Origin of the sequence: Paracoccus sp. MA, assembly GCF_020990385.1 — a bacterium.
GTDB lineage: Bacteria > Pseudomonadota > Alphaproteobacteria > Rhodobacterales > Rhodobacteraceae > Paracoccus.
The window spans coordinates 88,839-102,026 of the sequence record NZ_CP087599.1 but is presented as its reverse complement, the minus strand read 5'-3'; the positions used below and the strand labels follow the sequence as shown (position 1 = coordinate 102,026).

The 13,188-nt window shown below is 69.4% G+C and carries 12 protein-coding genes; 9 read left to right on the top strand and 3 right to left on the bottom strand.

The features are described 5' to 3' along the window. The first annotated feature begins 13 nt into the window (after positions 1 to 13). Positions 14 to 979 carry a tripartite tricarboxylate transporter substrate binding protein gene (locus LOS78_RS19465; RefSeq protein ID WP_230378820.1) on the top strand — a complete coding sequence of 322 codons (966 nt, stop codon included), beginning with the start codon at positions 14 to 16 and terminating at the stop codon, positions 977 to 979. A 58-nt stretch (positions 980 to 1,037) separates the two neighbouring features. Here LOS78_RS19465 and LOS78_RS19460 read toward each other — a convergent pair whose 3' ends face one another. Beyond that, entirely contained in the window at positions 1,038 to 1,859 is an 822-nt protein-coding gene (locus LOS78_RS19460; protein WP_230378819.1) for an FCD domain-containing protein, read from the bottom strand. A gap of 149 nt (positions 1,860 to 2,008) precedes the next feature. On the opposite strand from LOS78_RS19460, the gene LOS78_RS19455 reads away from it, so the two are divergent. The 4 genes from LOS78_RS19455 to LOS78_RS19440 all read left to right on the top strand — a co-directional run bounded on the left by LOS78_RS19455 (position 2,009) and on the right by LOS78_RS19440 (position 6,854). Then, positions 2,009 to 3,463, top strand: a complete 1,455-nt coding sequence (locus LOS78_RS19455) for an FAD-linked oxidase C-terminal domain-containing protein (RefSeq protein WP_028713006.1) — start codon at positions 2,009 to 2,011, stop codon at positions 3,461 to 3,463. Continuing rightward, on the top strand, positions 3,460 to 4,593 hold the full coding sequence (locus LOS78_RS19450; protein WP_230378818.1) for an FAD-binding protein: 1,134 nt from the start codon (positions 3,460 to 3,462) through the stop codon (positions 4,591 to 4,593). The genes LOS78_RS19455 and LOS78_RS19450 overlap by 4 nt, the downstream gene beginning before the upstream one ends. Position 4,594: 1 nt before the next feature. Further along, positions 4,595 to 5,899, top strand: coding sequence for a glycolate oxidase subunit GlcF (gene glcF, locus LOS78_RS19445; protein WP_230378817.1), 1,305 nt, complete (start codon positions 4,595 to 4,597; stop codon positions 5,897 to 5,899). Between the two features lie 412 nt (positions 5,900 to 6,311). After that, the gene (locus LOS78_RS19440) at positions 6,312 to 6,854 is read left to right on the top strand and encodes an NADPH-dependent FMN reductase (protein WP_230378816.1); all 543 of its coding nucleotides are present in this window, start codon (positions 6,312 to 6,314) and stop codon (positions 6,852 to 6,854) included. Positions 6,855 to 7,004: 150 nt separating this feature from the next. On the opposite strand, the gene LOS78_RS19435 is transcribed toward LOS78_RS19440, so the two are convergent. Next, positions 7,005 to 7,307: a GNAT family N-acetyltransferase gene (locus LOS78_RS19435; RefSeq protein WP_028713002.1), complete on the bottom strand. Its 303-nt coding sequence runs from the start codon at positions 7,305 to 7,307 to the stop codon at positions 7,005 to 7,007. 689 nt (positions 7,308 to 7,996) lie between these two features. Here LOS78_RS19435 and LOS78_RS19430 point away from each other — a divergent pair. Genes LOS78_RS19430 through LOS78_RS19415 form a run of 4 tightly spaced genes read left to right on the top strand, consistent with a single transcriptional unit; the run spans position 7,997 to position 12,579 of the window. Continuing rightward, a complete protein-coding gene (locus LOS78_RS19430) occupies positions 7,997 to 8,491 on the top strand; it encodes a spore coat U domain-containing protein (RefSeq protein ID WP_230378815.1) in 495 nt (164 codons plus the stop codon). Between the two features lie 14 nt (positions 8,492 to 8,505). Then, positions 8,506 to 9,216 carry a molecular chaperone gene (locus tag LOS78_RS19425; protein WP_036697653.1) on the top strand — a complete coding sequence of 237 codons (711 nt, stop codon included), beginning with the start codon at positions 8,506 to 8,508 and terminating at the stop codon, positions 9,214 to 9,216. Next, the gene (locus tag LOS78_RS19420; RefSeq protein WP_230378814.1) at positions 9,194 to 11,596 is read left to right on the top strand and encodes a fimbria/pilus outer membrane usher protein; all 2,403 of its coding nucleotides are present in this window, start codon (positions 9,194 to 9,196) and stop codon (positions 11,594 to 11,596) included. The genes LOS78_RS19425 and LOS78_RS19420 overlap by 23 nt, the downstream gene beginning before the upstream one ends. Beyond that, a complete protein-coding gene (locus LOS78_RS19415; RefSeq protein WP_051476394.1) occupies positions 11,593 to 12,579 on the top strand; it encodes a spore coat U domain-containing protein in 987 nt (328 codons plus the stop codon). Before LOS78_RS19420 ends, LOS78_RS19415 begins: the two co-directional genes overlap by 4 nt. Positions 12,580 to 12,612: 33 nt before the next feature. On the opposite strand, the gene LOS78_RS19410 is transcribed toward LOS78_RS19415, so the two are convergent. Next, entirely contained in the window at positions 12,613 to 13,086 is a 474-nt protein-coding gene (locus LOS78_RS19410; protein ID WP_028712997.1) for an Lrp/AsnC family transcriptional regulator, read from the bottom strand. Positions 13,087 to 13,188: the final 102 nt, after the last annotated feature.

Genomic DNA, 13,188 nt, shown 5'->3' with positions numbered 1-13,188 from the left:
CAGAGAGGAAACCATGACCGCATCCATCACCCGCCGCCTGCTGCTGGGCGCCGCCATGGCGCTTGGCCTCGCAGGCGCCGCCGCCGCCGAATACCCCGAGCGGCCGATCACCCTGGTGATCCCCTTCGCCGCCGGCGGCTCGACCGACGTGGTCGGCCGCATCGTCGCCGACCGCATGAGCCAGGAACTGGGCCAGCAGGTCATCGTGCAGAACGTCGGCGGCGCCGGCGGCAGCCTGGGCGCCGCCCAGGTCGCCAAGGCCGACCCGGACGGCTACACGATCCTGATGGCGACGGTCGCCACCCATGCGCTGAACCCGCTGATCCTGAAGCAGAAACCCTATGACCCGGTCGCGGATTTCGCGCCGGTCTCGCTGCTGGTGCTGGTGCCGAACGTGCTGGCGGTGAACCCCGAACTGCCGGTCAACACCGTGCAGGAGCTGATCGACCTGTCCAAGACCGAGCCGCTGGCCTATGCCTCGTCCGGCAACGGCACGCCGCTGCACCTGTCGGGCGAGCTGTTCAAGGCCATGGCCGGGATCGAGCTGACGCATATCCCCTACAAGGGCTCGGGTCCGGCGCTGACCGACGTGCTGGGCAATCAGGTGCCGATCATCTTCGACAATCTGCCCTCGGCCTCCGGCCATATCGCCAGCGGCAAGCTGCGGGCGCTTGGCGTGACCACGGCGGAACGCGCGCCCAGCTTCCCCGACATCCCGGCCATTGCCGAGACCCTGCCGGGATACGAGACCTATACCTGGAACGCGCTTTTCGCCCCTGCCGGCACGCCGCCCGAGGCCATCGAGGCGCTGAACAAGGCCGCGCTGGCCGCCATGGCCGACCCGGCCGTGGCCGAGCGGATGAAGGAGTTTTCCGCCACCATCGTCGCCTCGACACCCGAGGAACTGGCCGAGCACGTCACGGCCGAGATGGCGAAATGGGAGCCGGTGGTGCGCGATGCCAATGTAAGCCTGGACTGACGGGCCATCGAAAAGGGGATTAAAAGGCCGGGCCGCGACCCGGCCTTTTTCGCGCGGCCTAGCTGCCCGCTGCGGGTGCGGATTTCCGTGCGCCCGCCGCGCCGGCCGCCCGCGTGCCGGCGCCGCCGCCGTGCAGCCGGCGCAGCGACAGGTCCAGCCGCGCCTCGGCCTCGCGGATCTCGCGGCTGGCCTGGCGCAGATAGCCGATATGCTCCTCGGCTGCCCGCCGCGCCGCGCCGGCATCCCGGGCGATGATGGCTTCGGCGATGGCGCGGTGCTGCCGGCGCAGCAGCTCGCGGATGGCCGGCACCGCGAACAGCCGGCTGCGGTTCTGCATCACGTCCGAACGCAGCACCCCCGCCAGCGCCTGCATGATCTGCAGCAGCGTCAGGTTGTGGCTGGCCTCGTAGATCAGCAGATGCAGCTCGGCATCCGCCTCGGCCTCTTCCTCGGCATCGGCGCGGGCATGGGCATGGTCCATGCGGTCGAGGCAGTCGCGGATGCGCGCCAGCTCCACCTCGGTGGCGCGCCCTGCCGCCAGTGCCGCGGCGGCGCTTTCGACGATGCCGCGGAACTCAAGGTAATCGTCGGCGGTCTCGGCATGGCGGGCCAGCATGGCGATCAGCGGATCGGCGATCGCCACCGCGCCAAGCTGTGCCACCTTGGTGCCGCGCCCGCCGGCGCTGGTCAGAAGCCCGCGCTCCTCCAGGATCTTCAGCCCGTCGCGCAGGGTCGAGCGCGAGACGTTCAGCCGCTCGGCCAGCTCGCGCTCGGGCAAGAGCCGCTCCTCGGGACGCAGCGACCCTTCGAGGATCAGCGATTCGATATGCTGGGCCACGGCCTCGGCGGCGCGTTGGGATTTCACGGAAGCGTCGGTCATGGGCGCTCATGCGGTTGTCGGACTTGCGCCATGTAAGCATAGGGCAGGCTGTCGGTCCAGAAAAATACCGATTGACGAATATGGTCTGAAAATTATACCAAGAAGAAGAGGCAGGCCCCGCGCCTGCCGCCTGACCAAGGGAGGAGAGCTTGTCCGGTATCGCCATGCCCCAGCCCGATGCGGGCATCATTGCGCGCGCGCCGCAGATCGTCGCGGCCCTGCGCGAGGTGCTGCCCGCGGATGCCGTGATCTGGGACCCCGAGGAGACGCGCGCCTATGAATGCGACGCGCTGACCGCCTATCGCTGTCCGCCTTTGGCGGTGGTGCTGCCGCGCACGACCGAAGAGGTCGCTGCCGCCATGCGCATCTGCCACGAGATGCGCGTGCCGGTGGTGCCGCGCGGCGCGGGAACCTCGCTGGCCGGGGGGGCGCTGCCCACGGCGGATTCGGTCATCATCGCCACTCTGCGCCTGCGCGAGGTGCTGGAGATCGACACCGCGAACCGCTTCATCCGCGTGCAGACCGGTGTGACCAACCTGTCGGTCAGCGCCGAGCTGGAGCCGCAGGGCTTCTTCTATGCGCCCGACCCGTCCTCGCAGCTGGCCTGCACCATTGCGGGCAATATCGCGATGAACTCGGGCGGGGCGCATTGCCTGAAATACGGCGTGACCACCAACAACCTGATGGGCGCCACGGTGGTGCTGCCGACCGGCGAGGTGGTCGAGCTGGGCGGGCCCGAGATGGGGCCGACGGGCCTGGACCTGATGGGGCTTCTGTGTGGTTCGGAAGGCCAGCTCGGCATCGTGACCGAGGCCACCCTGCGTATCCTGCCGCGCCCCGAGGGCGCGCGCCCGGTGCTGATCGGCTTCGACGGCGCCGAGGTGGCGGGGGAATGCGTGGCGCGGATCATCCGCTCGGGCGTGCTGCCGGTCGCCATCGAATACATGGACGATGTCTGCCTGCGCGCGGTCGAGGCCTTTGCCCATGCCGGCTATCCCGATTGCGCTGCGGTGCTGATCGTCGAGGTCGAGGGCTCTCCGGCCGAGATCGACCACCAGATCGCCCGTATCCGCGAGATCGCGGGTGCCCTGAACCCGGTCGAGTTCCGCGAAAGCCGCAATGCCGACGAGGCCATGGCGATCTGGAAGGGCCGCAAATCGGCCTTTGGCGCCATGGGCCGGCTGGGCGACTATATCTGCCTGGACGGCACCGTGCCGGTCGGGCAGCTGCCCTATACGCTGAAGATGATCGGTGAACTCTCGCGCCAGCACGGGCTGGAGGTCGCGAACGTCTTCCATGCCGGCGACGGCAACATGCACCCGCTGATCCTGTTCAATGCCAACAAGCCCGGCGATCTGGAACGCGCCGAGGCTTTCGGCAACGACATCCTGCGGCTTTGCGTCGATGTCGGCGGCTGCCTGACCGGCGAGCATGGCGTGGGCATCGAAAAGCGCGACCTGATGGGCAAGCAATATGACGACCCCGACCTGGAGATCCAGATGGCGGTCAAGGACGTTTTCGACCCGCGCTGGCTGCTCAATCCGGCCAAGGTCTTTCCGCTGGACGCAAGCCGGCCCTGGCGCGAGGAGGCAGCCACCCGATGATCCCCGAGACCCCCAGCCGCGCGGGGCTGAACCCCGCCAGCGAGGCCGAGCTTGGCGCCCTGATCGCCGAGCGTTTCGCCGCCCGCCAGCCGCTGCGCCTTGCCGGCGGCGGCACACGGGTCGAAACCGGGCATCTGCCGGGCGACACCCTCTCGACCGCCGCGATCTCGGGCGTCGTGACCTATGAGCCGGGCGAGATGACGCTGATCGCCCGCGCCGGCACGCCCTTGGACCAGATCGAGGCGATGCTGGCCGCCGAGGGCCAGGCGCTGGCCTTCGAGCCCGCCGACATGCGCGGCGTGCTGGGCTGCAATGGCACGCCGACCATCGGCGGCGTGGTCGCGGCCAATGCCAGCGGCCCGCGCCGGCTGCTGGCCGGGGCCTGCCGCGACCATCTGCTGGGCCTGCGCTTCGTCGACGGGCAGGGCAGGGTGCTGAAGAACGGCGGCAGGGTGATGAAGAACGTCACCGGCCTCGATCTGGGCAAGCTCTTTTGCGGCGCGCATGGCACGCTGGGTGTGCTGACCGAAGTGGCGCTGAAGACCCTGCCGCACCTGCCCGACCGCTGCACGCTGGGCTTGCACGGCGTCACGGTCGAGGAGGCGGTGGCGATCTTCTCGGCCGCGCTGGCGACCCCTTTCGAGGTCTCGGGCGCGGCCTTCCGCGACGGCACTGCCTGGCTGCGGGTCGAGGGGCTGGGGCCGCAGATGGATTATCGCCGCGACCGGCTGCTGGCGCTGCTGGCACCGCGCGAGACCGAGTTGCTGGATGCCGAGGCCACTCTGGCCCTGTGGCGCGGGTTGCGCGATCTGGCGCATTTCGCCGGCTTGGACGCGCCGCTCTGGCGGGTGCTGGTCAAGCCCACCGACGCACCGGCGACAGTACGGGCCTTGCAGGCGCTTGGCGGAGAGGCGTCGCTCGACTGGGGCGGCGGGCTGGTCTGGTATTGCGGGCCCGGCAGCGCGCAGGCGGTGCGGCAGGTCGCCCCCCATGCCACGCTGGTGCGGCGCGGCGGGCTCACCGGCCCGGCCTTCCCGCCCGAGGCCCCGGCCGTCGCCCGGCTTTCGGCCGGGCTGCGCCAGAGGTTCGACCCCGCCGGCATCCTCAATCCCGGCCTGATGGATCAGTGACATGCAGACCAATTTCACCGCAGAGCAACTGGCCGACCCCGGCACCGCCCGCGCCAACGAGATCCTGCGCAGCTGCGTCCATTGCGGCTTTTGCACCGCGACCTGCCCGACCTACAAGGTGCTGGGCGACGAGCTGGACAGCCCGCGCGGCCGCATCTACCTGATCAAGGACATGCTGGAGAACGGCAAGGTTCCCGACGCCAAGACCGTCGGCCATATCGACCGTTGCCTGTCCTGTCTGTCCTGCATGACCACCTGCCCCTCGGGCGTGCATTACATGCATCTGGTCGATCACGCCCGCGAATATATCGAGAAGACCTATCGCCGTCCCCTGGGCGAGCGGGCGCTGCGCTGGCTTCTGGCGCGCATCCTGCCCTATCCGGGCCGCTTCCGGCTGGCGCTGATGGGCGCGAAGCTCGCGCGGCCGTTTCGCCGGCTGGTGCCGGATGCGCGGCTGCGGGCGATGCTGGACATGGCGCCCCGCGACATCCCGCCGCCCAGCCTGAACGACCGCCCGCAGGTCTTTGCCGCCGAGGGGCCGCGCCGCAAGCGGGTGGCGCTGCTGATCGGCTGCGCGCAAAGGGCGCTGAACACCGACATCAACGACGCGACCATCCGCCTCTTGCGCCGGCACGGCTGCGAGGTGGTGATCCCGCGCGGCCTGGGCTGCTGCGGCGCGCTGACCCATCACATGGGCAAGACCGACGAAAGCCGCGCCATGGCCGCCGCCAATATCCGCGCGCTGATGGCCGAGGTGGCGGGCGAGGGGCTGGACGCCGTGGTCATCAACACCTCGGGCTGCGGCACCACGGTCAAGGATTACGGGCATATGTTCGCGCACGACCCGCTGGCGGCCGATGCCGCGCAGGTCGCGGCCTTGGCCAGGGACATCACCGAGGTCATGGCCGATCTGGGCCTGCGCGAGCCCGGCCATGCCGAGCCCTTGCGCGTCGGCTATCACGCCGCCTGTTCGCTGCAGCACGGCCAGCAGATCCGCGCGACGCCGAAGGAGCTGCTGGCCGCCGCCGGCTTCACCGTGCTGGAGCCCAGGGACGCGCATATCTGCTGCGGCTCGGCCGGCACCTACAACCTGATGCAGCCGGCGATCTCGGCCGAGTTGAAGCGCCGCAAGGTCGAGACGCTGGAGGCGCTGACCCCGCAGGTCATCAGCGCCGGCAATATCGGCTGCATGATGCAGATCGGCTCGGGCACCGGGGTGCCGGTGGTCCATACGGCCGAGCTGCTCGACTGGGCGACCGGCGGGCCGAAGCCGCGGGCGCTGCAGGACCGGGACGGGGGCGCCTAGCGCCGCGCCTCGACCACCGGCGCTTGCAGCAGCAGGTCCGACAGCAGGCAGAGCTGCATGGCCTTGTCCGAGCCCGATGGCCCGGACGGGGGACGAATTGTCCGGCCTCCAAACGGCGCTTGGCAGGTCAAGCCGTTCGAGGGCGAGGATGCCTTGCCGCCGCTCTGGCGAGCCGGTCTCGTAGCGCAGCTCGCGGATGGCGTCGGTCGTGCCTTCGCTAGCGGATGTCGCGCAGGCGGAGACAGCTGAAGAAGCCGGTCCGAACCGGCTGGCGACGCGGATCAGACCGGTATGGCCCTTACCTCGGCCGGCTGCCGCATATAGGCCGCCGAAAAATATTCCCCGCCGGGGCGACGATCCGCGGCCCGGCGGCGTTGAGCGGCTGACCGCATCACCTGGGAAAGGAAAAGCGATGACCAAGACCATTCTGGGCCTCGGCGGCAGCCTGCGGCGCGCCTCGTTCAATGCCGGCCTGTTGCGCGCCGCGGCCGAGCTTGCGCCCGAGGGGGTGGAGATCCCGATCGGCGCGATCCGCGACGTGCCGCTTTACGACGGCGACCTGGAGGCCGCATCGGGCCTGCCCGGGCCGGTCCGTGCCCTGCAATCGCAGCTTGCGGCGGCGGACGGGCTGTTGCTGGTCACGCCGGAATACAACAACGGCGTGCCGGGCGTGCTCAAGAACGTCATCGACTGGATGTCGCGCGGCGAGGGGCTGGCGATGTTCGTCGGCAAGCCGGTGGCGGTGATCGGCGCCTCGCCGGGCGGCTTCGGCACCATCCTGGCGCAGAACCACTGGCTGCCGGTGCTGCGGACGCTCAAGACCGAGCTGTGGACCGCCGGGCGGCTGATGGTGTCGCGCGCGGAATCGGTCTTCGACGATCAGGGCAACCTGACCGACGACAAGACCCGCGAGCAGCTGCGCAAATTCCTTGCAGGCTTCGCGGCGGAACTATAGGCGGATCAGCCGAGCCTGCCCTCGCGCATCAGCGCGGCACGGCGCGGGAAATATCATTGCTGCACCTTGCGGAACCGCTGCGCGCCCCCTGCGCATCAGCCCCGAGCCGAGCTGGATCGGTTCGGGCTGGTCTTGGCCATGGTCTCCTCCTCAGGGGTCTTCGCCGGGCGCGGTGGTGAACAATTCGGCCCATTCGGGATGGCGGGCATATTGGCCGCGCACATAGCGGCAGAGCGGGATGATGCGGAAACCGTTCTGCCGCGCGTCCTCGAGCATGAACTCCAGCAGGGCGCTGGCCACGCCGCGGCCGGCCATGGCTTCGGGAACGCCGGTATGGTCGGCGCTGATCACGCCGGGGCCGCGGCGGGTGAAGGTGATCTCGCCCTCGGCAGCGATGCCGGGGAGGCGGGCGACATAGCGGTCGTTCTCTTTGGTCACGGCGATCTTGGTCATCGGGCGCTTCCTCTGCGAAGCCGGCCGCCGGTCCGGGCCGGTCCCGACAAGGATGCCTGCCGCCGTCAGTTCTGTCCAGACGGCGGATTGCGCGATACTGCGTTCGGAAAATCAGAACGGATAATGCCGGGCGGGATGGGTCCGGAGGATGACGGCTCTCGGCGGTGGGCTGGCCTTGGGGTGCAGCCTGCTGCGACTGGAGGGCGAGGGGTATTTGCAGACAAATGTGTCTTATTTTCGATCAGATGCGCGGGCGAAGGTCTCATGTTGTTTTTCGATCATCTTCCGAAGGCGGTATAATATCGGCCAAGAGCGCGGAGAATGCCGCGAGAGCAGTTAAAAACCTTACAACCAAACAGACATAAAGACATGAGCAGGTCCCGAGCCAAAGCTTCCGCCAAGGGTTTGCCCAAAGGAAGGGATTTGCCCAGGGGTTTTCCCGCAACATATTGGTATATAAGAAATATATTCGAACAGATGCATATTGTCGCAAGCGAGGCGTTAAAGACAAATTGGATATAATCGCAAACCTGCGTTCAAATACCGCATCCCGTGCAATATTTTTCTGTTGACGCTAATGGTGTGCGTTAATAGGTATTAACAACTGCAGGTTTAGTGCAATAAGCGCGTAATGTCCAAGATTGTGCGGCCTGTTTTCAGGAATATTTCTATCCGGACGGATAATTGCCATGATTGGAATAAAGATGCGCGCGGCTCTTGCGGGATGCATGGTGCTGGTGCCCTTAGGGGCCTGGGCGCAGACCGCCACGGACAGTTTCGACGTCCGCATCACCATTACCGAGGAATGCCAAGTCATCTCGACCGAGACGCTGGATTTCGGCAATGCGGGCGTGCTGACCGGCAATGTCGACGCCACCGCCTCGCTGCAGGTCGCCTGCACCAGCTCGACGCCTTATGACATCGGCCTGGGCGCGGGCGAGGGGGCGGGTGCGACCACCACTACCCGGCAGATGAGCTCGGCCAGCCTGGACACGATCAGCTATCAGCTGTTCCGCGACAGCGGCCGCACCGCCAACTGGGGCGACACGGTGGGCACCGATACCCAGGCCGGGACCGGAACCGGCGCGGCGCAAAGCTTCACCATCTATGGCCGGGTCATCCCCCAGACCACGCCCGCGCCGGGCAGCTATAGCGACAATGTGACGGTGACGGTCACCTATTGAACGGAATGCCGAACATGCTCGACCTGCTTCGTCGCGGCCTTCTGGCCGCCTCGCTGGCGCTTGCGCCCTGCCTTGCCGCCGCCGAGGGGCTGCGGGTGTCCCCCGTGATGCTCGAGGTGCCCGCGCCCGGGGCGGCGACCACGCTGACCCTGCGCAACGAGGGGCGCGAGACGATCACCGTCCAGGCCCGGGCCTTCCGCTGGACGCAATCCGGCGGGCAGGAGCAGCTGCGCCGCGGCGGCGAGGTGGTGGTCAGCCCGCCCGCGACCCGGCTGCCGCCCGGCGCCACCCAGACCATCCGCGTGGTGCGCACCGCAAAATCCCCGGTCAAGGGCGAGGAGGCCTGGCGCATCATCATCAACGAGGTGCCCGACCAGAGCCGCCGCCGCAGCGGCGCGGTCGCCTTCGCCACCGAGCTGCGCATCCCCGTCTTCTTCACCGGCCGCGGCGCCCGCAGCCCCGAGGTCGCCTGGTCGCTGCGCAATTCCGGCGGCGCTACCTTCCTTGTGGCGCAGAACCGCGGCGACACCCGGCTGCGGCTGGCCGATCTGCGCCTGACCGGCGCCAGCGGCGCCTCGGTCTCGCGTCCGGGTCTGGTGGGCTATGTGCTGGGCGGTTCGACCATGCAATGGCCGGTGGCGCAGGCCGGCCGGCTGGGCGGCGGCGCCCGGCTGAGGGCGGCGACCAATCTCGGGGCGCTGGATGCCCGGGTCCCGGCGCGGTAGCCCCGGCAGGGGACACCCGCTGACCCGCACACTTCTTGCCCTTGCGCTTTGCGCCCTGCTGGCCGGTCCGCTTTCCGCGCAGCAGACGGAGGAAACCGGGCGCGACCTTTATCTGGAGGTCTTCGTCAACGGCCGGCCGATGAACCTGATCACCCGGTTCACCGATCTGGGCGGCGGGGCGCTGTCGGCCGATGCCGACGAGCTGCGCAACAGCGGCGTCCTGCCCGATGCCGCGGCCGTGCGGGGCGAGGTGCGGCTGCACCAGATCCCCGGCCTTGGCTGGCGGCTGGTCGAGCCGGAGCAGACCATCCGCTTCATCGTTCCCGACGCTCTGCTTGCCCCGCATGTGCTGAGCGCCGCCCCCGATGCCGCGCCGGAAGAAGAGGAAGAGGCCGCGGCCCCGCCGGTCGATCACGGCTACGGGCTGGTGCTGAACTACGGGTTGAACCTCGACGCCTGGCGGGGCGCGCAGGGCCTGGCGGATCGCAGCGTCTCGGGCGGTTTCGACGCGCGGCTGTTCATGCCGCTGGGCGTGCTGACCCACGGTTTCGCCATGGCCGAGGACGAGGCGGGCACGCTGCGCCACCGCCGGCTCGACAGTTACTGGCGCAGCTCCTTTCCCGGTCGTGCGGTGCAGGTGCAGCTGGGCGACATCGCCACGCGCGGTCCCGGCTGGTCCCGGCCGGTGCGGCTGGGCGGGCTGATGGTCGAGCGCAATTTCGCCCTGCGCCCCGATCTGGTCACCCTGCCGCTGCCGGGATTCGAAGGCAGCGCGGCCTTGCCCTCGACGGTCGAGGTCTTTGCCGATTCCATCCGCGCCTATGCCGCCGAGGTTCCGGCCGGCCCGTTCCGCATCGACGACCTGCCGCTGGCCGGCGGCGCGGGCATGGCGCGGGTCGTGGTGCGCGACGTCACCGGGCGCGAGACGCAGATCGACCTGCCCTTCCTGGTCTCGGACGAGCTGCTGCGCCGGGGCATGGCCGATTTCGCGCTGGCCGCGGGCCGGCCGCGGCTGGGCATCGGCACCGGCACCGACCGCTATGCCGAGGGTGTCTTCGGGGCGGCGACGCTGCGCTACGGCCTGACCGACGGGCTGATGCTGATGGCCCATGCCGAGGGCGGCGGCGGGCTGGCCATGGGCGGCCTCGGCGCGACCTTCCGCATCGCGCATCTGGGCACCGCCAGCCTGAGCCTGGCGCATAGCCGCTCGGACCGGGGGCAGGGCAGCCTGCTGGACCTTTCGACCCGGCTGAGCTTCGGCCGGACGCAGGTCTCGGGGCGGGTCATGCGGACCAGCGGCGGCTTTGCCGATATCGCCGCGCTGACCGCCGATCCCGACCTGATCGAGCCGGGGCTGGCCGGGTTTCCCCGGCAATTGGCGCAGCTGGCCTTTTCCATGCCCCTGGGGCAGGAACGGGGCAGCGCGGCCAGCCTGTTCCTGTCCGACCTGCGCCATGCGGACGGGCCGGACGAGACCAGCATCGGCGCCTCCTACAACCGGCAGGTCTGGGGCGATGCCAGCCTGACCCTGACCGCGCTGGCGCAGCGCGGCGCGCAGGACGACCGGGTGATCGGCGCGCAGCTGCATGTGCCGCTGGGCGCGCGCCGCGATATCGGGACGATGATCGAGCATCGCCGCGAGGGCTGGCGGCAATACGCCACCGCCAGCGGCCGCAGCGAGAGCCGGGTGCCGGGATGGAGCTGGCGCCTGCAGGCCGACCGGGGCGAGCGCCTTGCCCTGCAGGGCAGCGCCGCGCGCGAAGGCCGGCTGGGCCGCGCGGAAGTCGGCGCCCGCGTGTCGCAGCACGGCCGCGGGCTGGGGCTGCGGCTGGACGGCTCGGTCGTGGTGGCGGGCGGCGGGGTGTTTCTGTCGCGGCGCATCGACGACGCCTTCGCGGTGGTCGATGCCGGCGCGCCGGGCGTCGAGGTCAGCGCCGAGAATCGCCCCGTGGGCCGGACCGGCCGCTCGGGCAAGATCCTGGTGCCGGACCTGCGCGCCTATGAGGCGAACAGCGTCACGATCGACCCGGCCGGCCTGCCGCTGGATGCGGCGGTGGGGGTGACGAAGCAGACGGTGCGCCCCGCCCATCGCGCCGGGGCCCGGGTGGATTTCGGCGTCGAGGCCAGCGCGCGCGAGGCGCTGATCGCTCTGGTCGGCGGTGACGGCCGCCCGCTGGAGGTGGGCGGCCGCGTGGTGCTGAACGGCGCGGATGACGGCGAATTGCTGGTCGGCTTCGACGGCGAGGTCTTTGCGCTGGGACTGCGCGACCGCAACGAGATCCGGGTTTCCTATCCCGACGGCCGCAGCTGCGCCGCACAGTTCGACTATGCCGACCAGCCCGGAACCCTGACCGAAATCCGAGGAGTGCCCTGCCTGTGACCCCGCCGCGACTGGCGCCGATGCTGCGCCCGATGCTGTTCGCCCTGCTGCTTCTGCTGGCCTCGGCCGGTCTGGTCCGGGCGCAGAGCTGCAGCTTTTCCGCCACCGATGTCGTGCTGGGTCCGGTCGACGTGCTTGGCGGCGGCCCGACCGATGCGACGGGCAATATCGCCATCAACTGCTCGGCCTTCCTGGGACTTTTGTCCTCGATCGACATGCGCATCCATCTGGGCGAGGGGCTGGGCGGGCTTGGCGGCGGGATGCGGCGCATGACCAGCGCCACCACCTCGACCGGGCTCGGCTACCAGCTGTATCAGGATGCGGCCCGCAGCGTGGTCTTTGGCGGCAGTTACGGCAGCCATGGCGGGCAGCCGCTGCGGCTGACGGGCGCCAGCGTGCTGACGCTGCTGACCGGCTCGGGCATGAACGTGCCGGTCCATGCCCGCGTGCCGGGCGGGCAGGGCGGGGTGATGCCGGGCAGCTATGCCTCGGCTTTCTCCCGCAACCCGCTGGACGTGCGGGTGGATTACCGGACCTGCAACATCATCCTGCTTTGCACCGACCGGACGGCGACCTTCAGCTTTACCGTGCGGGCGCAGGTGGTGCCGGACTGCCGGGTCGAGGCGGATGATCTGGATTTCGGCTCGGCCGGGCTGCTGGACCAGCCGGTCGACGCCACCAGCCAGATCCGCGTCACCTGCACAGCCGGGTCGAGCTATCAGCTGGGGCTGGGCTACGGGCTGCAGGGCAATGGCGTGAACGACCGGCAGATGCGCGATCTGGCGGGGAACCGGATCGGCTATCAGCTTTATCGCGACCCCGGCCGGACGCTGGGCTGGGGCCAGCTGGCGGACGGGCTGGCGATGACCGCGGCGGGTTCGGGGGCGGCGCAGGGCTTCACGGTTTTCGGCCGGGTCCCGGCCCAGCCCACGCCGCCGCCCGGCAGCTATTCCGACACGGTGGTGGTGACGGTGACCTATTGAACCGCGCCCGCCGCGCCACGGAGGGCGGGCCGGTCAGCGGTTGCGGCTGTCCACCGGGTAGGCGGTGGTGTAGCGGATGCGCTCCATCGAGAAATGCGAGGTCACGTTCTTGATCGGCACCGCGTCGGTCAGCCGCTTGTAGAACAGGTCGAAGGCCTCCATGCTGGGCACCGCGACGCGCAGCAGGTAGTCCATCTGCCCGGCCATGCGATAGGCCTCCATGATCTCGGGCAGGCCCTCGACGGCGCGGGTGAATTCCTCGCGCCATTCCACGGAATGGTTGGGCGCCTCGATCTCGACGAAGACGATGATGCCGAAGCCCAGCTTGTCCGGGTCGGCCAGCGCCACGCGGCCGGTCAGCACGCCGCTGGCCTCCAGCTTCTGGATGCGCTTCCAGCACGGGGTCTGCGACAGGCCGACCTTGTCGGCGATCTGCGCGATGGGCAGGGTCGCATCCTGCATCAGTTCGGCCACGATCTTGCGGTCGATCAGGTCCAGGTCAGCCATGTTTCCTTCCCTTGTGCAGCCGGCAGAGAGTTCATGCGTTCCTTATGCCGAAGATAAACGATATTGTCTATCTGTTAGATCGTGTATACTGCTGACTTGCGA